A 24,114-nucleotide genomic window follows, 5' to 3' on the forward strand; every position below is an offset into this window, starting at 1 on the left:
GCATCGTGGCCCCCAATGGCCTGGTCAGCTCCCGCCTGAACAAGCGCATGGCCGAGCTCGGAATGTGCTCGCGGCGCGAAGCGGACGAGTGGATCGCGCTGGGCTGGGTCAAGGTCAATGGCCAGGTGGCCGAGATGGGCGTGCAGGTGCTGCCCACCGACCGGATCGAGGTGGACAAGGCAGCCCAGGGGTTCCAGGAGCAGCGCGTCACCATCTTGCTGCACAAGCCCATGGGCTACGTGAGCGGTCAGGCAGAGGATGGCCACACGCCCGCCGTGGCGCTCATCAACCCCCGCACGCACTGGCGCGACGACCCGAGCCGCAACCGCTTTTCTCCGCCGCAACTGCGCGGGCTGGCGCCTGCAGGGCGGCTGGACATTGATTCGGTGGGCCTGCTGGTACTCACGCAGGATGGCCGCGTGGCGCGCCAGCTGATTGGCGAGGATTCCACGGTGGACAAGGAGTACCTGGTGCGCGTGGTGTACCAGGCACCCGGCCAGGCCATGCCACGCCATCCCAGTGAGCGATCCGCGCCGCTGCAGGAAATCGACGAGCGCGACCCTGTCAGCACGAATGTGCAGGCGGTGTTTCCGCCCGAACTGCTGGATCGCCTGCGCCACGGCCTGAGCCTGGACGGCCAGCCGCTGAAACCCGCCAAGGTCGATTGGCAGAACCCCGAGCAACTGCGGTTTGTTCTCACAGAAGGCAAGAAGCGGCAGATCCGCCGCATGTGCGAGCTGGTGGGGCTGAAAGTGGTGGGGCTCAAGCGCATCCGTATTGGCCGCGTGACGCTGGGCAACTTGCCGGTGGGCCAGTGGCGGTACCTGTCTTCCCATGAACAGTTTTAAGAGCTTGTTCAACGTCTTTTTTGGAGATCGAATTGGAGGCAATCGTCCGATTGCACTCCAGCCCTTCGGGCAAGTGCGTTGCGGGGCGGTCTGCTATGTTGCGGCGCTTGCCAACAGCACGGGCTATTGGCAGCGCACAACGACTGTCGCGAGCTCCGGGTACGGCAACGGCCAAGCCTTCTTCGGCGCGCGGAGCCTATGTGCATCCCAACGCCGCTTGCCGCTGAGCGCGTAGGCACCGCGTCGCGCAGCCCTCTCTGAACGGACCCCAGACCATGCCTGCATCCAAGCGCCGCGGCCCCAGCGCTGCTCTCCCCAGCCCCGAGCGCACCGCCAAGGGCAACTCCCAGCCCGCCAAAAAGAACCCTCTGCAGCAGTTGCGTGTGTCCGACCTGCGCGGCGCGGCGCGTCTGGCCGCCAAGGCCACCACGGGCATCAGCCGCGTGGCTGAAGGGGTGCACCAGTCGGTGCTGGGTACGCTGGGCTTGCCCGGCGGCGCGCAGCCGGGCCAGGCACGCGGGCTCACGGGGCTGGTCTACCAGAGCATCCGCGGCGTGACGCGATTGGTGGATGCGGGTCTGCAGGCCGGCCTGGCCCGGCTGGAGCCGTTTTTTGAGCCCACGCTGCCAGCGACGGCGGTGCAGTGGGAGCGCGAGGCCGTGCTGGCCGCGCTGAACGGCGTGATGGGCGACCGCTTGCTTCGCGACGACAACCCCCTGTGCACGCGCATGGGCTTCTACCAGCACGGGCTGCCGCTCGACCTGCCAGCTCTGGCCCGCCGCGGCGCCGCCACGGGCAAGGTGCTGGTGCTCGTGCACGGCCTGTGCATGAACGACCTGCAGTGGCTGCACGAAGGCCACGACCATGGCGCCCACCTGGCGCAGGCGCTGGGCTACACGCCCGTTTACCTGCGCTACAACACCGGACTGCACACCTCCACCAACGGCGCGGAACTGTCGGCCCAGCTCGAATCATTGCTGGCCGCCTGGCCCGTGCCCGTCACCGATCTGTCGGTGCTGGCCCACAGCATGGGGGGGCTGGTCGCCCGCAGCGCCTGCCACCAGGCCGCTGCGGCAGGGCAGGGGTGGCTGGCGCACCTGCGCCACCTGGTGTGCCTGGGTACCCCGCACCACGGGGCGCCACTTGAGAAAGCCGGCCACTGGGTGGACGCGCTGTTGGGTAGCACCGTGTATTCACGCCCCTTTGCGCGGCTGGCCCAGCTGCGCAGCGCCGGCATCACCGATCTGCGCCATGGCCATGTGCTGGAGGCCGACTGGCACGGACGAGACCGCTTTGGACCGCACGCGGATGTGCGCATCCCGGTGCCGCTGCCTGCCGGGGTGGCCTGTTATGCGGTGGCCGCCACGCTGGCTGCACGGCGCAGCCGGGCGGCTGAGCGGCTGGTGGGGGACGGGTTGGTGCCATTGCGCAGTGCCCTGGGCATCCACGATGATCGGGCGCTGACCCTGGGATTTGCCAAAGGCCAGCAGGCCGTGTTCCACCGGCTGGGGCACCTCGGGCTGCTGGGTGACGCCGAAGTGGCGCAGCAATTGGAGCAATGGCTTCGCCCCGCGTGAACAAAACGAACGAAAGCGGCCCAATGGCGCGCTTTTTCCATGCCAACGGCCTTGCCCGGCGTTGGCCCACGGCTACGATGTGGCCACGAATTGACTGAGACAAGGAGACAGTAGTGAGCGACGTGAAATACCGCCTGGTAACCCGCAGCGACTTCGACGGCCTGGTGTGCGCCGTGCTGCTCAATGAGCTCAACCTCATCGACGACATCACCTTCGTCCACCCCAAGGACATGCAGGACGGCAAGATCGCCATTACCAGCCGCGACATCACCACCAACCTACCCTACGTGCCCGGGGCCCACCTGGTGTTCGACCACCACGAGTCCGAAACGGTGCGCAACTCGGGCCGGCGCGACGAGAACCACATCATCGAGGCGCATGCCCCCTCGGCGGCGCGTGTGGTCTACAACTACTACGGTGGCAAGGCGGCCTTCCCGCGCATCACCGAGGAGATGATGGCGGCCGTGGACCAGGCCGACTCTGCGCAGTATTCGCGCGAGGACATCCTGGAACCCGAGGGTTGGGTGCTGCTGAACTACATGATGGATTCGCGCACGGGCCTGGGGCGCTTTCGCGACTTTCGCATCAGCAACTACGCGCTGATGATGGACCTGATCCAGTACTGCCGCGACCACACCATCGAAGACATTCTGGCCCTGCCCGATGTGCAAGAGCGAGTGACGCTGTACCGCGAGCAGGCGGCCAAGGCCAAGGACCAGCTGCAGCGCTGCGCCATCCGCATCGGCAAGCTGGTGGTGCTGGACCTGCGCGACGAAGACACCATCTGGGCGACCAACCGCTTCATGATCTATGCGCTGTTCCCGGATTGCAACATCTCCATCCACGTGATGTGGGGCCTGCAAAAGCAGAACACCGTGTTCGCCACGGGCAAGTCCATCCTGGACCGCAGCAGCCAGGTGCACATCGGCAACCTGATGCTCGAGTTTGGCGGCGGCGGCCACGCTGCGGCAGGCACCTGCCAGGTGGGCAACGACAAGGCCGACAAGGTTTTGCAGACTCTGGTGCAGCGCATCACCACCGAAGGCTGATCCGGCGCCTTAGGCCGCAACGGCTTTGGCTTGCACGCTGCCGCTGCCACCGGTCAGGTGCTCAGTCTTCGCTGAACAGGGCGCGGTAAATGGCTGCACCCAGCAGCGCGCCGGCGATTGGCGCGGCCCAGAACACCCACAGCTCCGACAGCGCGTAGCCGGGGCCCCACAGCGCGGGGCCGGTGCTGCGTGCGGGGTTCACCGAGGTGTTGGTCACCGGGATCGAGATCAAATGGATGAGCGTGAGGCACAGCCCGATCGCCATTCCGCCAAAGCCACCGGGCGAGCGCCGGGCCGTGGAGCCCAGGATCACGATAAGAAACACCGCTGTCAGAATGACTTCGATCACCACAGCGGACATCAGACCGTAGCCGCCGGGCGAGTGCTCGCCAAAGCCGTTGGTGGCAAAACCGCCGATCTCCGCACCCGGCTTGCCGGTGGCAATCAGGTACAGCGCGCCGGCCGCCGCAATGGCACCCAGCACCTGGGCCACGACGTAACCGGGCATTTCCGACCACCTGAACCGCCCCGCCAGCGCCAGGCCCGCAGATACCGCAGGGTTGAAGTGCCCGCCCGAGATGGGCCCCAGGGCATAGGCCGCAGTGAGGACGGTGAGGCCAAACGCGAGGGACACCCCCACAAAACCAATGCCCAGCTGTGGAAACGCCGCAGCCAGCACGGCGCTGCCGCAGCCGCCGAAGGTGAGCCAGAAGGTGCCGATGAATTCGGCGGACCATTTTTGAAGAGGGGTGTGCATGTGGCGTTCCAGCAAAAGTCAGTTCAGGACGAGGCACGCACTCTGCCGAGCACCTGCCGCCGGCGATCTTATGGCGCCAAATTGGCGGCAAATGACGCCAACTGTGCCGCAATTGTCAACAATGTTCATGTGGCCCGCGAGCGCAAAGAATGCCGTACATCAGTCCCCGTGACATCCCGCTTCGACCCGGCGCATGGACAGCCCTTGAAAAACCGCCGGCTTGCCCCGAGTTGACACGCGCGACCGCCTTCCCTTGCCCACAGGCTTTCAGCGGCAGGAGAAGTCGGCTCCCCGCATCCATACAGCCAACATCAAGACACCATGAGCAACAACAAACAGACCCTGTCTTTCCAGGCCGAAGTGGCCCAGCTGCTGCACCTTGTCACGCACTCGCTGTACTCCAACCAGGAAATCTTCCTGCGCGAGCTGATTTCCAATGCGTCGGACGCCTGCGACAAGCTGCGCTTTGAAGCGCTGAACAACAACGCCCTGTACGAAGACGCACCCAACCTGGAAGTGCGCGTGAGCTTCGACAAGGCCGCCAAGACACTCACCATCACCGACAACGGTATCGGCATGAGCCAGCAGGAGGCCATTGACCACCTGGGCACCATTGCTAAGAGCGGTACCAAGGACTTCATGGGCAAGCTCTCGGGCGACCAGAAGCAGGACGCCCAGCTCATCGGCCAGTTTGGCGTGGGTTTCTATTCGGGCTTTATCGTGGCCGACAAGATCACGGTCGAATCGCGCCGCGCGGGCCTGCCCGCCGACCAGGGCGTGCGCTGGGTGAGCGGTGGCACGGGCGACTTCGAGGTCGAAGCCATCACCCGCGCGCAGCGCGGCACCAGCATCATCCTGCACCTGCGCGACGATGCCGAGGAATACCTCAACGCCTGGAAGCTCAAGCAGGTCATCGCCAAGTATTCGGACCACATCAGCCTGCCCATCCTGATGGAAAAGGAAGAGTGGAAAGACGGCGAGCTGATCACCCCCGGCGACGAAGCCGGCGGCCGCCAACCCGGCGGCATGGTCAAGACCGGCGAGTGGGAAACCATCAACAAGGCCAGCGCCCTGTGGACCCGCCCCAAGAAGGACGTCACCGAAGAGCAATACGCCGAGTTCTACAAAACCATCAGCCACGACCACGAAGCCCCGCTGACCTGGGCGCACAACCGCGTGGAAGGCAACACCGAGTACACGCAACTGTTGTACATCCCCGCCAAGGCGCCGTTCGACCTGTGGAACCGCGACAAGAAGGCGGGCGTGAAGCTGTATGTGAAGCGCGTGTTCATCATGGACGACGCTGAGGCGTTGATGCCCACCTACCTGCGCTTCGTCAAGGGCGTGATCGACTCGGCCGACCTGCCGCTGAACGTGAGCCGCGAGCTGCTGCAGGAAAGCCGCGACGTGCGCGCCATCCGCGAAGGCTCGACCAAGCGCGTGCTCAGCATGCTAGAAGACCTGGCCAAGCATGACAAGCATGAGGCCACGGCGGGCGACGACGGCGTGACCGATGTGGTTGACGCCGACGACAAGGCCAAGGAAGGCAAGTACAGCCAGTTCTACGCTGAATTCGGCGCGGTGCTGAAAGAAGGCCTGGGCGAAGACTTTGGCAACCGCGAGCGCCTGGCCAAGCTGCTGCGTTTCGCCAGCACCACCAGCGACGCCGTGACGGTGGGCTTTGCCGACTACAAAGCACGCATGAAGGAAGGCCAGGAGGCGATTTACTACATCACCGCCGACACCCTGGCCGCCGCCAAGAACAGCCCGCAGCTCGAAGTCTTCAAGAAGAAGGGCATCGAAGTGCTCTTGATGACGGACCGCGTGGACGAGTGGGCGCTGAACTACCTGCACGAGTTTGATGGCACCCCGCTGCAAAGCGTGGCCAAGGGCGCGGTCGATCTGGGCACGCTGCAGGACGAAGCCGAGAAGAAGGCCGCCGAGGAAGCCGCCGAAGCCTTCAAGCCCGTGCTGGCCAAGCTCAAAGAAGCGCTGAAGGACAAGGCCGAAGACGTGCGCGTGACCAGCCGCCTTGTCGATTCACCGGCCTGCCTGGTGGTGCAAGACGACGGCATGAGCACCCAGCTGGCGCGCATGCTCAAGCAGGCTGGCCAGCAGGCCCCCGAGACCAAACCCGTACTGGAAGTGAACGCCGAACACGCGCTGGTCAAGAAGCTCGACGGCAGCGTGCATTTCCACGACCTGGCGCACATCCTGTTCGACCAGGCGCTGCTGGCCGAAGGCGGCCTGCCCGAAGACCCTGCGGCCTATGTGCGCCGCGTGAACGCGCTGCTGGTCTGAGGGGGTGCTGCGGTAGCGGCCCTTTTTTAAGCGAAAAATGCCTCTAGCGCTTATTCCATAAGCGCTAGTAGCTATAAAATAAATAGCAAATCCGGCAATGCCTTCGCGCTGCCGGTTTTTTATGGTTTCTGGTATCGCTCGGATGCTGCCCGCTGGCCGGTTCAGTCCTCGGGCTGGGCCTGCTCCAGCACGCGGCTGTGCGCGCGGTTGCGCTCCTGCGGGTTGGCGTCGATCAGTTGCCTGAGTGCGCCCTGCGGAGCTTGAAGTCCCTTGCGCCGATCCGTCTTGACCGGCAGATTGCGCCAGCCTGAAAGCACCAGCCAATCCCACAGCTCACGCGGCACGGGCTCGGTCACAGCCATCTTCACAGGCCCGCGCTGAATAAAACTGCCCACCGCCGGCAACGGCCCCACCGGCGGAGCCCGGCGCTTTTGACGGATGGACAGGAGATTGCGAAACAAATCCTTCATGGGCGGGCCGTTTTGGCGAAATGTAAGGGAGCTGGCAGCATAGCCGAGCAGCCCACGGCAGGCCATTTCATTTTGGCGGTGCTGGATGTCGCGCAAACGATACGCACTCTCGTTCACGAACGTCAACGATTGTCACCGCTCGTCATACATCTCACATCTGTCGCATAGACTCGCCTCCAACCTTTGCCACTGGCGGCGAAGGCTCGTTCACGTAACTCCCCCTGCAGGTGTTTTTCTTGCAGGTCCAACGGGACCTGGTGGGGTCGCGGCGTGGCCGGATGTCGGAGCCATTCATTCAGGAGAATTCAATGCTTTATCGTTTGACGCGACTGTGGTCGGGCGCAGGCTCTGCCTGGCGTGCGCTGACCCGCGGTGGGTCGGAACAGCCTGCAGGCTGTCCTGCCTCTGAAGTCGCAGCCCAGGCTTCGCGCCCGGCACAAAGCGTCGTTGGGCGCTTTCGCTGGCTTCTCCTCGCCGGCGGCATGTTTGCCGGGGCCGCGTTTGCACAGTCTGCCGATCTGGTCGTGAACCATGCCGACTCCCCAGACCCAGGTCCAGCGGGCGGCATCTTCACGTACACGCTGCGCATCGATAACAATGGCCCCAACTTGGCAAACGCCGTCACCCTGGCAGATACCCTGCCCCCAGGCTCGACATTCGTCGATGTCAACACCACGGCCGGTACCTGCAATCCCCCTGCGGGTGGAATCGTCAACTGTGCGCTGGGCAACATTCCGTTCAACAGCAACCAGACCGTAACGATCCGCGTCATACTGCCAACCGCTGGCGTGTGGACCAACACTGCCACGGCCGGCAGCGCCACGACGGACCCTAACACCAGCAACAACGTCAACAGCATCCAGCCCACCACGGCCACTGCGGCCGCGGACTTGTCAGTGGTGGCAACGCCTTCGGTGGCCAACGTCGTCGCCGGGCAAAACTACAGCTACTCGGTGCAGGTTGCCAATGCGGGCCCGGACTCCGCTGACGGTAGCCAGACCGTGACGTTCACGGTGCCGGCGGGAGCCTCCATCCGGTCGGTTCCCACGGGTCCGGGTTGGTCCTGCACGCCGTCGAGCGGCTATCCGCTGAGCAGCGGCAACATCACCTGCACCAGGGCTTCCGCGCTGGCCAGCGGGGCGTCCGCTGGGGTTCTGACGGTGCCTGCCGTCTCCAATACCAACGGCACCGTGACAGCCGCGTTTGCCGTGGCGGGCCTCAAGCCCGACAACTCGGCAATGCCGGACGGTGATTCGTCCAACAACACCACGTCGGTGGATGTGACCTCCACCGCAGGTGCTGATGTTTCGATCACCAAAACTACCGCTCTCTCCAACGTTGGCCAGGGGGACAACGTCGTCTACACGCTGACCCCACGTTTGAATGGTGGAAATTTGCTGGTGGGCCAGCCCATTACCGTGACCGACACCCTGGGCGGCGGACTGACCTTTGTTTCGGCCACCGGAGCCGGGTGGACCTGTGACGCGACGATCTCGTGCACTCGCACCGAGTACACCGGAGCCAATTTCACCAACATGCCTGTCATCACCGTGACGGCGACTGCGACCGGTGCGGGGGCATTGTCGAACTCGGCCGACATCGCCACCGCATTGACCGACCCTGACCTGGCGAACAACACCAGTTCCGCCAATGTCACCTCCAGCACGGAGTCGGACCTGTCGTTGACCAAGACCGCCAGCCTCAACCCCGTGGTGCCCAACCAGGCCTTCAACTACACGTTGACGGCGCGCAACAACGGTCCAGCCGGGGTGCCCGGAACCCAGTCCATCACGATCACCGACAACGTTCCCGCAGGTGTCACGCTCACGAGCTTGGTCAGCGCCACGGGATGGGCCTGCGACGCGTTGCCAGTCACAGGACCGGCAGCCTGGAGTTGCACTCGCACCTCTGCGTTGGCCGCCAATGCGAACGCGCCTGTCGTGACTGTGTCCGCAGTGCTGGCCGGTACCGGCACCGCCACCAACAATGCCTGCGTGGCCTTGGGCGTCGGCGCTCGGTCCGACTCGAACAACGCAAACAACTGCGTTGGCGTTGCCGTGTCCTCCACCGTTGCCCAGGCAGACCTGCGCGTGGTGTCCAAGACGGCCGCTCCTGACCCCGTAGTGGCGGGCCAGAACCTGACCTACGTGATCACGATCAGTAACGACGGCCCGGACCCTGCCACCAACGTGGTGGTTTCAGACACGCTGGCCAGTCTGGTGAATACCGGCGGTTTCCAGTCTGCCGCTGCGTCGCAAGGCACCTGCACTCCGAACGGCGTGACCAACGGAACCTCGCAAAACCTCAGTTGCAATCTGGGTACGCTGGCCTCTGGTGCCCAAGCGACCGTGACAGTGGTCGTCCGACCGAATATCGCCGTGACCGGTCCCCGCACCAACACGGCGACCGTGCGCTCTAACGACGTAGGTGATCCGGTGCAGGGCAACAACAGTGGCAGCGTGACCAGCCAGGTCACCGCCATCGTCGATGTGACAGCCGCCAAGACCGCAACGCCGGCCACCGTGCCTGCGGGCGCCCCGATTACGTACGTGGCAACCATCGGCAACACAGGTCCATCGACGGCCCAAGCGGTGCAGATGGTGGACACCCTGCCCGCCAACGCAGCCTTCATGAACCTGGTCTCGGTAAGCGGCGGCGGCACTTGCTTGCCCATCACTGCCGGTGCGGTAGGTGGCACGCTCACTTGCAACTGGGCCAGCATTGCCTCCGGCGTCCAGCAGACCGTGACTTATCGGATGCGGCCCCTGGGAACTGCGGCAGGCGGTACGGTGGTTAACAGCATCGCTGCGACCACGACCACTGCAGAGTCGAACGCCGCCAACAACAGCGCCACGACGACCACGCCGGTCACCGCAGCGCAGTTGGATATCCTGATCAACAAGGTCGACAGCGCCGACCCGGTTGATCTGGGGTTGCCCACCACGTACACGATCACCATCAATAACAGCGGACCGTCGTTCGGCACCAACGTGGTGATGACGGACATCTTTCCGGCGCCAGGGTCCGCGCCTACGGCCACCTTCAGCTACCAGGGTGCCTTGACGGTGAATGCTGGCGGCGCATGCACGCAACCTGCCATAGGCGCGACCAGCGGTACGCTGCAATGCACGTTCCCTGGTTTGAACAGTGGCCAGACCGCGACTGTGACGTATGTGATGAACGCCGAAACCCTGACCGTGGCTGGCGCGACGAGCGGAACGGCGTTCAACCGGGCCAGCGTGACGGTGGACGAAACGGAGACGACGTTGGCCAACAACGTGGTCACCCACGACACCACAGCCCGTCGCTTCACAGTGGCAACGGATGTGGCTATCGTGAAGACGGCACCCGCCGGACCGCTCGCACCCGGGGCTGCGCTGGCCTACACGCTGGTCGTCACCAACAACGGCCCGCTGCCCAGCGACGGAGCACAGGTGGTGGACGCATTGCCTGCGGGCGTGACCTTTGTGTCTGCGCCAGGTTGCGTGAATGTCGCGGGTACCATCAGCTGCGGCATTGGACCTCTGGCCGTGGGAGCGACCCGCACGTTCACGATCAACACGACCTTGACATCACCGTACACCGGTACGAGCCCTCTGGTGAACACCGCCACAGTGGATGCTCCGGGGGATACCAATCCTGCGAACAACACCTCCAACGCCACCACTACCGTAACTGGCCCTCCTGGTGGCACGGCTTCCATCCCGACACTGTCGGAGTGGGGTTTGATCATCTTGTCGGCTTTGCTGGGCTTGCTGGCGTGGCGGCACGCCGCGGTGGGCCGCCGCTGGTAAGCAGCAGCAGGAGCTAGCCATCGGTGCTGGCTCCCGTTGCCTGCATGCAAAAGGCCAGAACGCACCGCGTTCTGGCCTTTTTTGCTGTGTATCGATAATCCGTCCCATGCCCGCGCTGCGGGTATCGTCACGATCTCAGGACAACCTTCATGCTGCGCTTCTTCATCACATTCTTGGTCCTTCAACTGGCACTGTTCGGGATCAACATGCTGAGCGCCGTGCAGCAGCACGTGATCCTGCCGTGGACGGCCCTGCTGGCGCGCGTGTGCGTCGCGTTGGTCACGCTGTTCGATTCGACCGCGGCTGCCGCTGGCAAGGTGCTGTGGAACACGGCCACCGGGTTCGGCGTGTCCATCGAGCCCGGCTGCAATGGGGTGGAGGCCTGCATCGTATTGTTTGCCGCAGTGATCGCTTTTCCGTCGACCTGGCGGCACAAATTGCTGGGACTCGCGGCCGGCTTCGTGGCGGTGCAGGGGCTCAATGTGGTGCGGGTCATCAGCCTTTTCTACATCGGCCAGTGGAACACGCAGGTCTTCAATTTCGCGCACGAGTACCTGTGGCAGGCGCTCATCATGCTGGACGTGTTGGTCGTCTGGCTGCTGTGGGTACGTGCCGGGGCCAAGGCTGAGCAACCTCCACAGCCACCGTCTCCTCCCGACGAGCCACCAGCCCCGCCCGTCCAGCCAATGCAGCCACAGCCCGCGCCATTGGCGCCCGCGCAAGGGTTGGTAAGTTCGTCGCTCGACCTGTCCCCGCCTGTGCGGCCGTCGGTGTGATCGCGCCACGACCCCACAAAACGAAAACGAGCTGAACGTCCATGCGCCGCCTTTCACCGTTGACTGTCTTCGTCCTTTCCGCGTTCGGCTGGATCATTGTGCTCACGGGCCTGTGGTCCCAGGTGTCGGCCTGGACCTCTTATCCCGTGGGCGTGTTGTCGCACATCGCGCTGGAGCAGGGCGCTCCCATGTGGGTGCGCGAGGTGCACTTCAAACCCGACAACATGGAGGTGGACACCACCGTGGCGATCCCTGTGCCGCAGTCGGGCGGGCGCTGGGCGGAGATCACGGTGGAGGCCAGCCCAGCGCGCTATGCCTACGGCTTGCCCATCTTTCTGGCATTGCTGCTGGCAGCCCGCGGCAAGGGGCGCGTACCCCGGGCCGCGGCAGGCTATTTGCTGCTGCTTCCGGCGCAGGCTTTCAGTCTCTCGATGTCCCTGCTGATGCAGATTGTCATGAACGGGCAGCTCAACCTCCGCTATCTGCGCGTGTCGCAGTGGCAGATGGAGGCGATCGTGTATGGCTACCAGATGGGGTCGCTGATCGTGCCCACGCTGGTGCCGATCCTGCTGTGGCTGTGGCTTGACCACAAGTTCGTCAGCGACGTGTTGGTCAAGGGGTGGCGTGCGTCGCTCGCCCCTTCTGCGCCGCCGCCGCGTTGAATTCCGCAGGCCCGGCGGGCCCCGCGGAGCGAGGCGTCACTGCGATTCAGGGGGATCCAGCCGATACCCCATCCCATACACCGCCGTGATCGTGAACCCGTTGTCTTTCGTCAGCTGCAGCTTTGTGCGGATGCGCGAAACGTGGGTGTCCAGCGAGCGCGAGGGGATTTCGTCGGATTCGCCCCAGACCACTTCGCGCAGGTGGGCGCGGGATAACAGGCGGCCCGCGTTGCGGAACAGGAAGAGTGCGAGCTCGTACTCGCGGTTTTTAAGCGCGAGGGGGGCATCGTGCAGAAACAGCTGGCGCTTTTCGGGGTCGAACCGGTAGGGGCCGAACGTCAGCTGCTCGGCCATGGCCTCGGGGTAGGCGCGTTGCAGCAACGCGGACGTGCGCGCCACCAGCTCAGCCGTGCGCAAGGGGTGGACCACAAAATCGACCACGCCGTGGCGCAGCGCCTGCACCATGCCCAGCTCATCGCCGCGGCGCACCGCCAGCAGGATGGGCAGGTGCTGGCCGCGCACGTCGCGCATGCGCTGCATCACCTCGATGCCTTCAGCGCCGCACAGATGCCAGTCGGCAATCAGCAGATCAAACGTTTTCTGGCGTGCGCTTTTGAGCAGGCCACCGACGCTGGAATAAAAGTGGCACGCGTGGCGCAAGTGGTGTTCGAGGGCGCCGCGGACCGTGCCGGGCACGAGGGGGTCGTCGTTGAGGACGGCAATGCGCATGGTGTGGAGTCTTCGGGCACGGGGGCCCTTCGCAGGTCAGAGAAGACGCCCTCTTGAGAGTGGCGTTTGACTGATGTTGCGCGACATCGCACCCGTGTGCGCACGGGTTGACAATCGTTTGCAAAACGCGGCGAAAGCGCATCGCGCGCCGGGCCCGGGGCTTTTGTGCCCGGCCTGATGGCCAACGTGCCGGTGGCCTCCCCGCAGACTGGCTACGCCGCCAGCGGCTCTTCCTGCATCGCCTCGATTTGCTCGATCAGCATGTCCACCTGACCGCGCCAGTAATCGCTGCTGCCAAACCACGGGAAGTTGGCCGGGAAGATCGGGTCCTGCCAGCGGCGGGCGAGCCAGGCGCTGTAGTGGATAAGGCGCAGCGTGCGCAGGGGCTCGATCAGCGCCAACTCGCGCCGGTCGAAACTACGGAACTGCTCGTACCCGTCGAGCAGCGCGCTGAGCTGGTGGGTACGCTGGCGGCGGTCGCCGGACAGCAGCATCCACAGGTCCTGCACGGCGGGGCCCATGCGGGCGTCGTCCAGGTCGACGAAGTGCGGGCCGCCGCGGCCGTATTCGTCCAGCGGTGTCCAGAGGATGTTGCCGGGGTGGCAGTCGCCGTGCAGGCGGATGGGCGTGGCATTTTTCAACCCAAATGGGGCCCCAGCGCTTGTATCTAGTGCGCTGTTAGCTATCAATTTAATAGCGATATCGCATTGCGCCTTCCAGGTGGCCTGCATGTCCAGGGGAATGATCTCGTGCGTGAGCAGCCAGTCGCGGGATGCAATAGCGAAGGTCTCGACATCCAGCAGCGGCCGGTGCGCAAACGGCTGCGCGGCCCCCACGGTGTGGATGCGCGCGAGGAAGCGGCCGATCCACTCCAGCACCTCGAAATCATCCAGTTCGGGCTGCCGCCCACCGCGCCAGGGGCTGACCGAAAACGCGAACTCCTCATGCTGGTGCAGCGTTCGGCCGTGGAGCACCATCGGGCCCACGGCAGGCACCTCGGCGGCCATCAAATCGGCGGCAAACCCGTGCTCTTCCAGGATCTGCGACTCGCTCCAGCGGTCGGGGCGGTAGAACTTGGCCACGACGCGCTCGCCGTCTTCGAGCGTGACCTGGTACACACGGTTTTCGTACGACGACAGGGCCATGAGGCGGCCATCGCCATACAGGCCCACGCTGGCCAGGGCGTCGAGCACGTGGTCGGGCGTGAGCTGGGCGTAAGGGTGGAGTTTGTTGGCGGCGGGGGTGTCAGCGTCGGCGGGCAGATTGTCGGGGGACGGGAGGGTCATGCCCCATTGTCGCCGTCTGCCGTCCCCGTCTCCTAGCCGTTCGGGCTGAGCTTGTCGAAGTCTTGGGCGCTCCGTACAAGAACCCTTCGACCGGCGCAGTGCGGGCGGTGAGAACGGTGGCGCGAATGGTGAGCGAGCGGCCGCTCGGCCGCCGGATTAGCCCGCCTGCAACGTCGCGATATGCCCCGCGCGCGGGTCGCCGCTGCCGGCCAGCATGCGGGTGAAGAGCACCTGCGTGGCCTCGGGCCCGGCGTGGTGCTGCACCGTCAGCCAGGGCTGGGGAGCAGTCTGCACCGCGGCGCTGAAGTGGTTCCATGCCGCGACCAGCCGCTCGCCCAGGCCCTGGGCGCCCCAGTCGCCGTTGCGCTTCTTGACCTGCGCAGGCGCGAAGAACATCACCGGGCGCGGGCCGGGCAGCTGGCCGGCGCCGCCCAGGTCCTGCACATGGCTGGCGCCCACCGCGCAGCTATAGGCCAGGCCGGTGACATGCGCGTGGATGCGCTGGCGCAGGCCCACGCTGCCCGCAAAGTCGATGTAGACGCTGGGCGTGGCGCCGTCCAATTGCGATTCCAGCGCGTCGTACGTGACGACACGGTCATAGCAGCCCAGGCTTTCGCAGAACGCCACATTGCCTGGCGAGGTGAGGCCGACGACCTCGATGCCGTCGCGCTGGGCCAGCTGGAAGGCCGTGCCATACGCTGTCTTGCTCGATGCGCTGGACAGCAGCATGCGCTTGGCGCCAAAGAACTGCTGGTCGTCGAGAAAGTCGTCGATAAGCCATGAGGTAACAAACAGGGGCCGCAGCAGCGCCTGCACGTCCTCGGTGTCGGCGCGGTAGAACGGATCGGCCGCGGTGCGCAGGTACTGGTTGTAGACCGCGTGCAGGGCCGCTCGGTGGGGCGCGCCATCGCTGAAGCCCGCGGCGGTCACGCGGTGGGGCGACAGCACGGCCTGGCTGGCCATGGGCCAGTAGCCGTACAGCCGCTCGCCCACGGCGACATCGGCGTGCTGCGACTGCACTACGGTGCCAAAGCCCCACACGGGCACGACGCCCCAGCCGGGCTCGCCGGCTGGGAAGAACTGCCAGTACTGCAGCATCTCGCCCATGGCCGCGTAGGTGATGTTGTTGGCGGTCAGTGCGAACTGCTCGACCCGCACGCGGACCTGGCCCTCGGTGAGGGGTGCATCTTCTGCAGTGTGCAGGCGGGTGGTGGCCAGCTGGTCCTGGCGCACGAGGAGGGTGGTGGTGTGCATCCCAACACGCTAAACGAAAGCCCGGCCCGGCTCAAGAGGGCGCGCGGCACCTGGGCGACAGCCGCGCCGCGCCGCGGCGGGGGTGCTGTGTGCGCTCGCTCCTCCACTGCACGGAAAGGGAGGCGCGGCCGGCAAGGGGTTCAAAGAATCACAAGGGCGGCGAACGATGGCAGCGCGTATGCGCGCCGTGACGGCGATACAGAACGGCTGGCAGCCTGGTCGACTGCGAAAGGGTGCGCAGCGCATGGGCTGGGCGGTGGCGCAATGCCCGTCACTGCCGACGTCAACGTGCTTCTTCGTCAACCCGAAAACGACTGCGCCAGCTGCTCGAACGGCAAGGCCTGCTTGACCAGGATGACGGTGCAAGGCGCGTCGCGCGCCACGCGCATGGGCACTGTGGCGATGAAGCGCTGCATGTGCAGCCCGTGTGTGGCGGCGCCCAGCACCATCATGCTCACGTGGTTGCTGGCGGCGTAGCGCACCAGGGCTTGCGCCACGTCGCTGGCCTCCAGCACGTGGTAGCTCACGGGGTGCCGGGCCAGGTCCAGCCCCTGGGCCCACTGGCGCAGGCGCGCGATGTGCTGGCGGTGCAGCGTGGTCTCGCTGCGTTCGCTGTCGCTGGTGCTGCTGGCCGATGGTGAGATCACCGTCACGCAGGCCAGGCGCGCGCCGGGGCGTATGCCCAGCGATCGGGCCACGGCCTGTCGCAGCGAGTACAGCGTGGCGTCCGTCACGTCCTCGTGCGGCACGGCGACCATGAGGATGGGGGTTTCCTCGATCTGCTGGGCGGGCAGGGGGCTCGGCCGGTAGTGCATGCCGGCCGCGCGCAGCCAGCGGCGCAGGTGGGTGGAAAGCGGTGTGCGCTGCGTGCGCTCGCCGCGCTCGGTGATGAGTACCTGCGCCGGGTGGGTGAGGTCAAACGCCAGGTGGGCTGCCGAGGGATAGCGGAGCGCGGCCTCGGGCTCCAGGCTGCGCAGGATGACCTCCTGCAGCCAGGGCGGCACATCGGCGCGGTGCTTGCGCGGCGGCGTGGGTGTCATCCACAGCCGCTGGCGCAGGCCGCCGTTCGTGACCGGTGCGCCAAAAGGCAGCTCGCCGGTGGCCGCTTCGTACAGCATGACCCCGATGGCAAAGATGTCGCTGCGCGGGTCGCCGCGCACGCCCACCACCTGCTCGGGGGCGATCCAGGTGGGCGAGCCGACGGCATTGCGCATCTCCTCGGCCAGCAGGTCGGGGTAGTGCGCGTGGCACGACAGGCCAAAGTCGAGCAGCACCGCGTTGCCATCGCTTTGGACGAGCACGTTGGCGGGCTTGAGGTCGAGGTGGCAGACGTTCTGCTGGTGCAGGCTGTGCGCGGCGTGGGCAACGGCCGCGCCCAGGCGTGCGATGGTCTCCGCGGTGCGGGTGGGGAGTGGCGTGGTGTCCAGCCAGTGCTGCAGCGTCTGGCCCGGCACGTACTCCATTACCAGGTAGGGCAGGCGCATGAGGTCGCCGGCCGCCACAAAGCGCGGCACGTGCGGGCCGGTGAGCACAGAGAGGATCTGCTGCTCGACCTCGAAGCCGACGATGTTTTCAGCGCCATCGCCGGCCGTCATGCGCGGGATCTTCATCGCCATCGCAAAACCGGGCCCTGCGCGGCCTGGCTTCGCGTAGTCGACCACGTAGATGTGCGCCATGCCGCCGGCGTGGATGCAGTCGCCGATGCGAAAGCCGTCGATCTCGGTGCCGGGCGCGAGCAGCTTCATCTCATTGCCCGTGTTCCAGACGGTCTGCATAGAAGGCCGGGAGCCCCGCTGCGCGGATGGCGGCAGCGGCAGCCAGGTGGTCGTAGGGCACGCGGTAAAAGGTGATCAACTTGTCCGCATCGTCGAACAGCGCGTACATGGCGCGGGCATCGCCATCACGCGGCTGGCCCACCGAGCCGGCGATGGCCAGCCACTGGCGGTGCGGGGGCACAGGCACGGGCACACCGGGCTCGGGCGCAAACCGCATGAGCTTGGCCGTGGGCGTGAGGAAATACAGCGCCTGCGCATGCACATGGCCACCGAACACGTAGCGGATGGCGGGGTCGATGGCCTGCGCGGCCGCCATGCTGCGCTCGGCGGCGTTCCCGTCTTCCACATAGCGCCACTGCTCGGGCGCGTCGGCGCTGGCGTGCACCAGCAGGGCGCTTTGCCCCAAGCGCGCGGTGAGCGGCAACGATTGCAGAAACGCGTGGTGCGCCTGCGCAAGCCGGTCGTGTGTCCACCGCGCGCCCAGCTCGCCGCGGTTACGTGGCGATGCCGGGGGCTCGAGTGCCAACGCATCGTGGTTGCCCAGCACACACAGCGCGCCGCGCTGCACCAGCGCCATCACATGCTCGACCACAGCCACGGGCTCGCCGCCGTAACCGACCAGGTCACCCAGCAGCGCAAACTGCTCGGCGCCCTGGGCGCGGGCGTGCTGCAGGCAGGCCTCCAGGGCCTGGCGGTTGGCGTGGATGTCGGACAGGAGGGCGATCTTCATGGTGTGAGAGCCTGTTCAAACGGCCGAAGGGGCCGTGAACAGGGTCCGGTTTTGCGCACCATCATCGCGCGCATCGCTGAACGCCAGCTTTCAGCGGGCTCGGCGCAGCCGCCGGCGGCCAAAATACAAGCAAAAATAGCTGCCAGCGCTTGTTGTATAAGCGCTGGCAGCTATCATTTTTGTGGCTAATTGTGTTTACAGGCTGCGCTTTTCGGCGGGCTTGTCGAGCGCAAGCACCAGGGCCAGAGCGATGATGGCCGGCAGCGCCTGGGTGAAGAAGATCTTGGGCACGGCGGTGACGCCGCCAAACACGCCGGCCACGATCACGCAGGCCAGGAAGAAGATCTTGAACAGCCGGTTGTTGGTGAACAAACCCCAGAACAGGCCGGCGGCCAGGAAGCCGTTGTACAGCCCCTGGTTGGCCGCCAGCGTGACGGTGGCGTCGGCCAGCTCCTGGGTCAGGTTGAAGGTCTTCAGGCCCAGGGGCTTGTTCCAGAAGAACATCTCCAGCACCAGGATGTATGCATGTTCGATGGCCACAAGGGCCACCGCAATGCGGGGAATAAGTAAGAGGCTCATGGCGAGACCTGGCAAGCGCATGTCAACCACCCCGCGCGGCCGCCGTGCGGCCACCGAGGGGTCGTCGGCACGGTCTTTACACCAGCGTGATCGTCACGTCGATGTTGCCGCGCGTGGCGTTGGAGTAGGGGCAGACCTGGTGGGCTGCGTCCACCAGCTTCTGGGCCGTTTCCTTGTCCAGGCCGGGCAGGCTGATGGCCAGGCGGGCGGCGATGCCGTAGGCGTTCGGGATGGGGCCCAGGTCGACTTCGGCGTCGATGGACACGTCCTGTGGCACCGGGATGCCGATCTTGCCGCCCACGGCCTTCATCGCGCCGATGAAGCAGGCTGCGTAGCCCGATGCGAACAGCTGCTCGGGGTTGGTGCCCGTGCCGGACGTGCCAGGCGAGGACAGCTTGACGTCCAGGCGGCCGTCGTCGGTCTTGGCTGCGCCATCACGGCCACCGGTCACGTGGGCCTTGGCGGTGTACAGGACTTTTTCGAGTTGCGTCATGGTGTCTTCCTTTGAGGTTGTTGCCCACAGGCGGGCGGGGAGGGAATCGATGAAAAACGGGGCCGGTGCTGTCAGCGCTGGCCGAGCCGGTCGCGCAGTTGCTTGAGTTCAGTGGTCAGGGCCGTGAGCTCGGGGATGGTGCACTGGCTGCTTTCCAGTACGCAGGGCGGAATGGCCTCTGCGCCCTGGCGCAGGGCGCGGCCGGCGGGGGTGAGGGTGATGCGCACGCGGCGTTCGTCCTGCACGTCGCGCAGGCGGGCAATCAGGCCCGAGGCTTCCAGGCGCTTGAGCAGCGGCGTGAGCGTGCCAGAGTCGAGGAACAGGCGCTCACCCAGCTCGGACACGGTGACGCCGTCGCGCTCCCAGAGCACCAGCATCACCAGGTATTGGGGGTAGGTCAGGCCGATGGCTTCGAGCAGCGGCTTGTACAGCTTGGTCATCGCCAGCGAGGCGGAATACAGCGCGAAGCACACCTGGTTGTCCAGGCGCAGCAGGGCTGGGCTGGGGGTGTCGGTGGTGGGTTTGCTGCGGGCCATGGGGTGAATTGTGCGGGGAAATTGAATTGTGTGCAATTCAATTGTGTAATCTATTGTTGCCGGTGCGGGTTTGCGTCCGGGTCTGCCGGTGGGCGAGCGAAGGTGCTATTCACGCACGGCGCGCGTGCGGGTGCAAGCCGCCAATGGCCAAGGCCAGGGCTGTGGGCTGTTCAGCGGCCGGTGAAGCGGGCGGGGCGCCGCTCCACGAACGCGAGCACCCCCTCGGCCGCGTCTTCGCTGTTGGCCAACTGCTTCTGCACAGGGATGAAGTCAGCCACCGCGGCGGCCTGCCCCTGCTCGATGGCCTTGAGCACATTGAGCCGCGTGGCTACCACGGCCCGCGGCGCCTGCGCCTCGATGCGCTGGGCGATGGCGATGGCTTCATGGAGCACCTGCGCGGCGGGCACCACCTTCTGCACGAAATTCAGGCGATAGGCCTCGCTGCTGCCGAACTCGTCGGCTGTCAGCAAATGCAGCAGGGCGTTGCCCGTGCCCGCGCGTTCGGCCATGCGCAGCGTGGCGCCGCCCGTGGCCATGATGCCGCGCTGCACCTCCATCTGCGAGAAGCGGCAGTCGTCGCCTGCGACCACGATGTCCGCGCCCAGCATGAGCTCGATGCCCACGGTGAAGCAGATGCCCTTGACGGCCGCCACCATGGGCTTGGTGCGGCGCCGGTAGCCGGGCAAGCCGTAGTCGTGGGGCTCCACCAGTCCTTCAGGGATGGCCTTCTCGCCGCGCTGCATGTAGGCGCTCACGGCGGGTAGGTCCAGGCCCGCGGTGAAGTGGTCGCCGAACGCGTGCAGCACGCCGACACGCAAGTCGGGGTCGTCGTCCAGCCGCGTATAGGCCTCGGCCAGCTGGCGGAACATGGGCGGCGTCCAGCCATTGCGCTTGGCCGGGCGGTTGATGCCGATGAGCAACACGTGGCCGAGCACCTGGGTGTCGATGCAGCCTTCGGGTGGGGGCGGGTTGGCGGTGAGGGTTGGCATGGCGCGGATGTCTCCTTGCCACGATTGAAATCGCAACGCCGGGCGTGCACCGTCTCCAGCGGGACAGAGCAGGCGCCGCACGGGACGGCCTGGCCCGTCGTGGTTGCTGCGCGGTGCCGGCGTCGCGCTCCCCGCCAGATCGCGCCACGGCTTTGCGGTGGTCGTTGCGGGCGGCCTCGTGGCCGTTCACATCGGTGGGGGGCAGCCGGCAGGGGTCCTTCACTTCCCTTTCAATGGGTCGCCCAGGATTTGCAGGGCTTCCTTCGAAATAGCCAGCGACAGTTCCTCTTGCAGGATGCCTGCCCTGAGGACGAGGTGCTGCAGGCGACGCTCCCGGCTGAGGTCGCGGCCCACAAAGTCGCGTTGCTCGATGTGCTGGTAGAGGGCACGTTTGTGCTCGTGCAGGGCCATCCGTCGCGCGATCTCTTTTTCGAGCCCCGTCGGGCCAATCGCTGCGTCGGCGCGCAGCCGCACCATGAGCGCATCGCGCAGGGGGACCGGGTCTTCCTGCTGCGCTGTCCAGCGGCGCAACTCCTTGCGGCCAGCGGGCAGCAGACGGAACTGCCGTTTGCGGCCGCGCCCCGTCTCTGCGGGCAGCGCTTCGATCCAGCCAGCCTCTTCCAGCCGCGCGAGCTCACGATAAATCTGCTGGTGTGTGGCGTGCCAGAAGTAGCCGATGGATCGGTCGAACCGCTCGGCAAGTTCCGATCCAGAGCAGGGATGCTCGACCAAGGCGGTAAGGAGGGCGTGGGGCAGAGACATCGGAGAAACGGGCGGGCAAGGGACATTCCAGACGCCCAATCTTGCCTGAAGCGCACTTCCTCCCTTTTCTATGCAACCAGTTGCGCAAACGCTGGAATGAAACTACATTCGTGCAACTGGTTGCATAAACAATAAGGAGACCTGCGATGGATGCCCATGTTTCTCATTCGCCTCGCCTGGCTGGCGGCAAGGCGACCGCGCCTGTAGCGGTGCGGGCCGACGCGGCAAGCCCCTATCCGCACCTTCACGCGCCGTTGGACCTGGGCTTCACCACCCTGAAAAACCGCGTCCTCATGGGCTCCATGCATGTAGGGCTGGAGGAAGTGGCCAACGGCTTCGAGCGCATGGCCGCCTTCTATGCCGAGCGGGCGCGCGGCGAGGTGGGGCTCATCGTCACCGGCGGCATCGCGCCCAACGAGCGCGGCCGGCCCATGCAGGGCGGGGCCATGCTGGTCAACGAGCATGAGGCGCAGCAGCACCGCAAGGTGACTGCCGCCGTGCATGCCGAGGGCGGCAAGATCGCGATGCAGATCCTGCACTTCGGCCGCTATGCCTACCACCGCGACCTGGTGGCCCCGAGCGCCTTGCGCGCACCCATCAACCCCCACGTGCCGCACGCGCTGACGGGCGACGAGGTGGAGCAGACCATTGCCGACTTCGTGCGCTGCGCCGCGCTGGCCCAGCATGCGGGCTACGACGGGGTGGAGATCATGGGCTCCGAGGGGTATCTGATCAACGAGTTCATCGCGGCGCGCAGCAACCACCGCGACGACGCATGGGGTGGCAGCTATGCCAACCGCATGCGCTTCCCCGTCGAGATCGTGCGGCGCACGCGCGAGCGGGTGGGGCCGAACTTCATCATCATCTACCGCCTGTCCATGCTCGACCTGGTGGAGGGCGGCTCCACGCTGGCCGAGGTGATTGCGCTGGCCCAGGCCATCGAGGCGGCGGGCGCCACCATCCTGAACACCGGCATCGGCTGGCACGAGGCGCGCATTCCCACCATCGCCACCAAGGTGCCGCGCGCGGCCTATGCTTGGGTGACGAAGCAGGTGATGGGCCAGGTGGGCATACCGCTGATCACCTCCAACCGCATCAACACGCCCGAGGTGGCCGAGCGCCTGCTGGCCGAGGGCTGCGCCGACATGGTCTCGATGGCACGGCCGCTGCTGGCCGATGCCGACTTCGTGCGCAAGGCGCGCCAGGGCCGGGCCGACGAGATCAACACCTGCATCGCCTGCAACCAGGCCTGCCTGGACCACACCTTTGGCGGCAAGATCACCAGCTGCCTTGTCAACCCGCGTGCCTGCCACGAGACCGAGCTGGTCATTGCCCCGACGGCGGCCAAAAAACGCATCGCGGTGGTCGGCGCCGGCCCTGCAGGGCTGAGCTTTGCCGTGACGGCTGCGCAGCGCGGCCATGCGGTGGTGCTGTTCGACGCGGGCAGCGAGATCGGCGGCCAGCTCAACATCGCCAAGCAGGTGCCGGGCAAGGAAGAGTTCTACGAGACGCTGCGCTACTACCGCCGCCAGTTGGAGCTGCATGGCGTGGAGGTGCGTATGAACACCCGCGTGGCCGCGCACGAGCTGGCGGGCCAGGGGTACGACGAGGTGGTGGTGGCCACAGGCATCCGCCCGCGCACGCCCGACATCGAGGGCATTGCCCACCCCAAGGTGCTGAGCTACCTCGATGTGCTGCGCGACAAGAAGCCCGTGGGCCAGCGCGTGGCGGTGATCGGCGCGGGTGGCATCGGCTTCGACGTGGGCGAGTACCTCACGCACGAAGGCGAGAGCGGGGCGCTCGCGCCTGAGAAATTCAATGACGAATGGGGCATCGACACCGGCTATGCCCACGCTGGCGGCCTGCGCGCTGCCCAGGTGGAGGCGCCCACGCGTCAGGTGCACCTGCTGCAGCGCAAGGCGAGCAAGGTGGGCGACCAACTGGGCAAGACTACGGGGTGGATCCACCGCACATCGCTGAAGGCGCGCAACGTGGACATGAGCTCGGGCGTGGCCTACGAGCGCGTGGACGACGCCGGCCTGCACATCACCATCGATGGCCAGCCGCGCGTGCTCGATGTCGACCACATCGTCGTCTGCGCCGGCCAGGAGCCGCTGCGCGAGCTGTACGACGCGCTGCTGGCCGCGGGCCAGAGCACGCACCTCATCGGCGGTGCCGACGTGGCAGCCGAGCTCGATGCCAAGCGCGCCATCCTGCAGGGCACGACGCTCGCCGCCCGCATCTGATTTCTTTCAATCCACTCAGAGGAGACATGCCATGACCGAAGCCCCGAAGAACATCCACCCCGCTGTCGCCCGCTCGCTCGACACCTGGCACCACATGGTGGCCAGCCGCGACCTGTCGAACCTGCTGTCCATCGTGCATCCGGACGCGGTGTTCCGCTCGCCCATGGCCAACACGGCCTACACCTCGGCCCCGGCGCTGATGCTGGCCCTGTCCACCGTGATCCAGGTGTTCGAGGACTTCACCTACCACCGGCAGCTGGCCACCGACGACGGCCTGAACATCGTGCTGGAGTTCAGCGCGCGCGTGGGCGACAAGCAGCTCAAGGGGATCGATCTGGTGCGCTTCAATGAAGAGGGTCAGATCACGGAGTTCGAGGTCATGGTGCGCCCCCTGAGCGGCCTGCAGGCGCTGGGCGCCGAAATGGGCGCGCGGCTGGGTGACAAGTTGCCTGCGTTCAAGGCCAAGACCTGACGCGTTCGTAAAAAAGAAAAGACAGGAGA

The 24,114-nt window shown here is 66.0% G+C and carries 21 protein-coding genes; 9 read left to right on the forward strand and 12 right to left on the reverse strand.

Going from position 1 to position 24,114, the window contains the following annotated elements; translation table 11 throughout:
• The first annotated feature begins 62 nt into the window (after positions 1–62).
• From ACSQ3Q_RS03025 to ACSQ3Q_RS03035, 3 genes are all read left to right on the forward strand, one after another.
• A complete protein-coding gene (locus tag ACSQ3Q_RS03025; protein WP_436136926.1) occupies positions 63–848 on the forward strand; it encodes a pseudouridine synthase in 786 nt (261 codons plus the stop codon).
• A gap of 275 nt (positions 849–1,123) precedes the next feature.
• Positions 1,124–2,425 (forward strand): esterase/lipase family protein, encoded by a 1,302-nt coding sequence (locus tag ACSQ3Q_RS03030; RefSeq protein WP_436132939.1) that lies wholly within the window; start codon positions 1,124–1,126, stop codon positions 2,423–2,425.
• Positions 2,426–2,538: 113 nt separating this feature from the next.
• Positions 2,539–3,474, forward strand: coding sequence for an exopolyphosphatase (locus tag ACSQ3Q_RS03035; RefSeq protein ID WP_436132940.1), 936 nt, complete (start codon positions 2,539–2,541; stop codon positions 3,472–3,474).
• A gap of 61 nt (positions 3,475–3,535) precedes the next feature.
• Here the strand turns inward: ACSQ3Q_RS03035 and aqpZ are convergent, their stop codons facing one another.
• Positions 3,536–4,231: an aquaporin Z gene (gene aqpZ / locus ACSQ3Q_RS03040; protein WP_436132941.1), complete on the reverse strand. Its 696-nt coding sequence runs from the start codon at positions 4,229–4,231 to the stop codon at positions 3,536–3,538.
• 321 nt (positions 4,232–4,552) lie between these two features.
• On the opposite strand from aqpZ, the gene htpG reads away from it, so the two are divergent.
• On the forward strand, positions 4,553–6,532 hold the full coding sequence (gene htpG, locus ACSQ3Q_RS03045; RefSeq protein WP_436132942.1) for a molecular chaperone HtpG: 1,980 nt from the start codon (positions 4,553–4,555) through the stop codon (positions 6,530–6,532).
• A gap of 161 nt (positions 6,533–6,693) precedes the next feature.
• Here htpG and ACSQ3Q_RS03050 read toward each other — a convergent pair whose 3' ends face one another.
• Entirely contained in the window at positions 6,694–7,002 is a 309-nt protein-coding gene (locus tag ACSQ3Q_RS03050; protein WP_436132943.1) for a hypothetical protein, read from the reverse strand.
• 308 nt (positions 7,003–7,310) lie between these two features.
• Here ACSQ3Q_RS03050 and ACSQ3Q_RS03055 point away from each other — a divergent pair, with 308 nt between their 5' ends.
• The 3 genes from ACSQ3Q_RS03055 (at position 7,311) to ACSQ3Q_RS03065 (ending at position 12,234) form a co-directional block, all read left to right on the forward strand.
• Complete coding sequence (locus ACSQ3Q_RS03055; RefSeq protein WP_436132944.1) at positions 7,311–10,796, forward strand: IPTL-CTERM sorting domain-containing protein; 3,486 nt, start codon at positions 7,311–7,313, stop codon at positions 10,794–10,796.
• Between the two features lie 149 nt (positions 10,797–10,945).
• Positions 10,946–11,572 carry an exosortase H gene (gene xrtH / locus ACSQ3Q_RS03060; RefSeq protein WP_436132945.1) on the forward strand — a complete coding sequence of 209 codons (627 nt, stop codon included), beginning with the start codon at positions 10,946–10,948 and terminating at the stop codon, positions 11,570–11,572.
• Between the two features lie 41 nt (positions 11,573–11,613).
• Positions 11,614–12,234 carry an exosortase H-associated membrane protein gene (locus ACSQ3Q_RS03065; RefSeq protein ID WP_436132946.1) on the forward strand — a complete coding sequence of 207 codons (621 nt, stop codon included), beginning with the start codon at positions 11,614–11,616 and terminating at the stop codon, positions 12,232–12,234.
• A 36-nt stretch (positions 12,235–12,270) separates the two neighbouring features.
• Here the strand turns inward: ACSQ3Q_RS03065 and ACSQ3Q_RS03070 are convergent, their stop codons facing one another.
• The 10 genes from ACSQ3Q_RS03070 to ACSQ3Q_RS03115 all read right to left on the reverse strand — a co-directional run bounded on the left by ACSQ3Q_RS03070 (position 12,271) and on the right by ACSQ3Q_RS03115 (position 21,367).
• Positions 12,271–12,963 (reverse strand): response regulator transcription factor, encoded by a 693-nt coding sequence (locus ACSQ3Q_RS03070; RefSeq protein ID WP_436132947.1) that lies wholly within the window; start codon positions 12,961–12,963, stop codon positions 12,271–12,273.
• Between the two features lie 212 nt (positions 12,964–13,175).
• Positions 13,176–14,249, reverse strand: a complete 1,074-nt coding sequence (locus ACSQ3Q_RS03075; RefSeq protein ID WP_436132948.1) for a serine/threonine protein kinase — start codon at positions 14,247–14,249, stop codon at positions 13,176–13,178.
• A gap of 156 nt (positions 14,250–14,405) precedes the next feature.
• Complete coding sequence (locus tag ACSQ3Q_RS03080; RefSeq protein ID WP_436132949.1) at positions 14,406–15,503, reverse strand: DUF2855 family protein; 1,098 nt, start codon at positions 15,501–15,503, stop codon at positions 14,406–14,408.
• Positions 15,504–15,802: 299 nt separating this feature from the next.
• Positions 15,803–17,248 (reverse strand): serine/threonine protein kinase, encoded by a 1,446-nt coding sequence (locus ACSQ3Q_RS03085; protein WP_436136927.1) that lies wholly within the window; start codon positions 17,246–17,248, stop codon positions 15,803–15,805.
• 1 nt (position 17,249) lies between these two features.
• Complete coding sequence (locus tag ACSQ3Q_RS03090; protein WP_436132950.1) at positions 17,250–18,008, reverse strand: metallophosphoesterase family protein; 759 nt, start codon at positions 18,006–18,008, stop codon at positions 17,250–17,252.
• Positions 18,009–18,203: 195 nt separating this feature from the next.
• The gene (locus ACSQ3Q_RS03095) at positions 18,204–18,587 is read right to left on the reverse strand and encodes a DUF1304 domain-containing protein (protein WP_436132951.1); all 384 of its coding nucleotides are present in this window, start codon (positions 18,585–18,587) and stop codon (positions 18,204–18,206) included.
• Between the two features lie 76 nt (positions 18,588–18,663).
• Positions 18,664–19,080: an organic hydroperoxide resistance protein gene (locus ACSQ3Q_RS03100; protein ID WP_056409762.1), complete on the reverse strand. Its 417-nt coding sequence runs from the start codon at positions 19,078–19,080 to the stop codon at positions 18,664–18,666.
• Positions 19,081–19,151: 71 nt separating this feature from the next.
• Complete coding sequence (locus ACSQ3Q_RS03105; RefSeq protein WP_056409759.1) at positions 19,152–19,616, reverse strand: MarR family winged helix-turn-helix transcriptional regulator; 465 nt, start codon at positions 19,614–19,616, stop codon at positions 19,152–19,154.
• Between the two features lie 170 nt (positions 19,617–19,786).
• A complete protein-coding gene (locus ACSQ3Q_RS03110; RefSeq protein ID WP_436132952.1) occupies positions 19,787–20,605 on the reverse strand; it encodes a crotonase/enoyl-CoA hydratase family protein in 819 nt (272 codons plus the stop codon).
• A 219-nt stretch (positions 20,606–20,824) separates the two neighbouring features.
• Positions 20,825–21,367 (reverse strand): PadR family transcriptional regulator, encoded by a 543-nt coding sequence (locus ACSQ3Q_RS03115; protein ID WP_436132953.1) that lies wholly within the window; start codon positions 21,365–21,367, stop codon positions 20,825–20,827.
• A gap of 146 nt (positions 21,368–21,513) precedes the next feature.
• Here ACSQ3Q_RS03115 and ACSQ3Q_RS03120 point away from each other — a divergent pair, with 146 nt between their 5' ends.
• Both ACSQ3Q_RS03120 and ACSQ3Q_RS03125 read left to right on the forward strand, forming a co-directional pair.
• Positions 21,514–23,613 (forward strand): FAD-dependent oxidoreductase, encoded by a 2,100-nt coding sequence (locus tag ACSQ3Q_RS03120; RefSeq protein ID WP_436132954.1) that lies wholly within the window; start codon positions 21,514–21,516, stop codon positions 23,611–23,613.
• A gap of 31 nt (positions 23,614–23,644) precedes the next feature.
• Positions 23,645–24,085: a nuclear transport factor 2 family protein gene (locus tag ACSQ3Q_RS03125; protein ID WP_057204680.1), complete on the forward strand. Its 441-nt coding sequence runs from the start codon at positions 23,645–23,647 to the stop codon at positions 24,083–24,085.
• Positions 24,086–24,114 lie beyond the last annotated feature (29 nt).

Source organism: Acidovorax sp. LjRoot129, assembly GCF_964253765.1.
In the GTDB taxonomy this organism is placed as follows: Bacteria; Pseudomonadota; Gammaproteobacteria; order Burkholderiales; family Burkholderiaceae_C; genus Acidovorax.

Excerpts from the sequence above, each read along its gene's own strand:
- ACSQ3Q_RS03025 (WP_436136926.1), top strand. The coding sequence starts at position 63 with ATGTGCTCGCGGCGCGAAGCGGACGAGTGGATCGCGCTGGGCTGGGTC.
- ACSQ3Q_RS03030 (WP_436132939.1), top strand. The coding sequence starts at position 1,124 with ATGCCTGCATCCAAGCGCCGCGGCCCCAGCGCTGCTCTCCCCAGCCCC.
- aqpZ (WP_436132941.1), bottom strand. The coding sequence starts at position 4,231 with ATGCACACCCCTCTTCAAAAATGGTCCGCCGAATTCATCGGCACCTTC.
- htpG (WP_436132942.1), top strand. The coding sequence starts at position 4,553 with ATGAGCAACAACAAACAGACCCTGTCTTTCCAGGCCGAAGTGGCCCAG.
- ACSQ3Q_RS03050 (WP_436132943.1), bottom strand. The coding sequence starts at position 7,002 with ATGAAGGATTTGTTTCGCAATCTCCTGTCCATCCGTCAAAAGCGCCGG.
- ACSQ3Q_RS03055 (WP_436132944.1), top strand. The coding sequence starts at position 7,311 with ATGCTTTATCGTTTGACGCGACTGTGGTCGGGCGCAGGCTCTGCCTGG.
- xrtH (WP_436132945.1), top strand. The coding sequence starts at position 10,946 with ATGCTGCGCTTCTTCATCACATTCTTGGTCCTTCAACTGGCACTGTTC.
- ACSQ3Q_RS03065 (WP_436132946.1), top strand. The coding sequence starts at position 11,614 with ATGCGCCGCCTTTCACCGTTGACTGTCTTCGTCCTTTCCGCGTTCGGC.
- ACSQ3Q_RS03070 (WP_436132947.1), bottom strand. The coding sequence starts at position 12,963 with ATGCGCATTGCCGTCCTCAACGACGACCCCCTCGTGCCCGGCACGGTC.
- ACSQ3Q_RS03075 (WP_436132948.1), bottom strand. The coding sequence starts at position 14,249 with ATGACCCTCCCGTCCCCCGACAATCTGCCCGCCGACGCTGACACCCCC.
- ACSQ3Q_RS03080 (WP_436132949.1), bottom strand. The coding sequence starts at position 15,503 with ATGCACACCACCACCCTCCTCGTGCGCCAGGACCAGCTGGCCACCACC.
- ACSQ3Q_RS03085 (WP_436136927.1), bottom strand. The coding sequence starts at position 17,248 with ATGAAGCTGCTCGCGCCCGGCACCGAGATCGACGGCTTTCGCATCGGC.
- ACSQ3Q_RS03090 (WP_436132950.1), bottom strand. The coding sequence starts at position 18,008 with ATGAAGATCGCCCTCCTGTCCGACATCCACGCCAACCGCCAGGCCCTG.
- ACSQ3Q_RS03095 (WP_436132951.1), bottom strand. The coding sequence starts at position 18,587 with ATGAGCCTCTTACTTATTCCCCGCATTGCGGTGGCCCTTGTGGCCATC.
- ACSQ3Q_RS03100 (WP_056409762.1), bottom strand. The coding sequence starts at position 19,080 with ATGACGCAACTCGAAAAAGTCCTGTACACCGCCAAGGCCCACGTGACC.
- ACSQ3Q_RS03105 (WP_056409759.1), bottom strand. The coding sequence starts at position 19,616 with ATGGCCCGCAGCAAACCCACCACCGACACCCCCAGCCCAGCCCTGCTG.
- ACSQ3Q_RS03110 (WP_436132952.1), bottom strand. The coding sequence starts at position 20,605 with ATGCCAACCCTCACCGCCAACCCGCCCCCACCCGAAGGCTGCATCGAC.
- ACSQ3Q_RS03115 (WP_436132953.1), bottom strand. The coding sequence starts at position 21,367 with ATGTCTCTGCCCCACGCCCTCCTTACCGCCTTGGTCGAGCATCCCTGC.
- ACSQ3Q_RS03120 (WP_436132954.1), top strand. The coding sequence starts at position 21,514 with ATGGATGCCCATGTTTCTCATTCGCCTCGCCTGGCTGGCGGCAAGGCG.
- ACSQ3Q_RS03125 (WP_057204680.1), top strand. The coding sequence starts at position 23,645 with ATGACCGAAGCCCCGAAGAACATCCACCCCGCTGTCGCCCGCTCGCTC.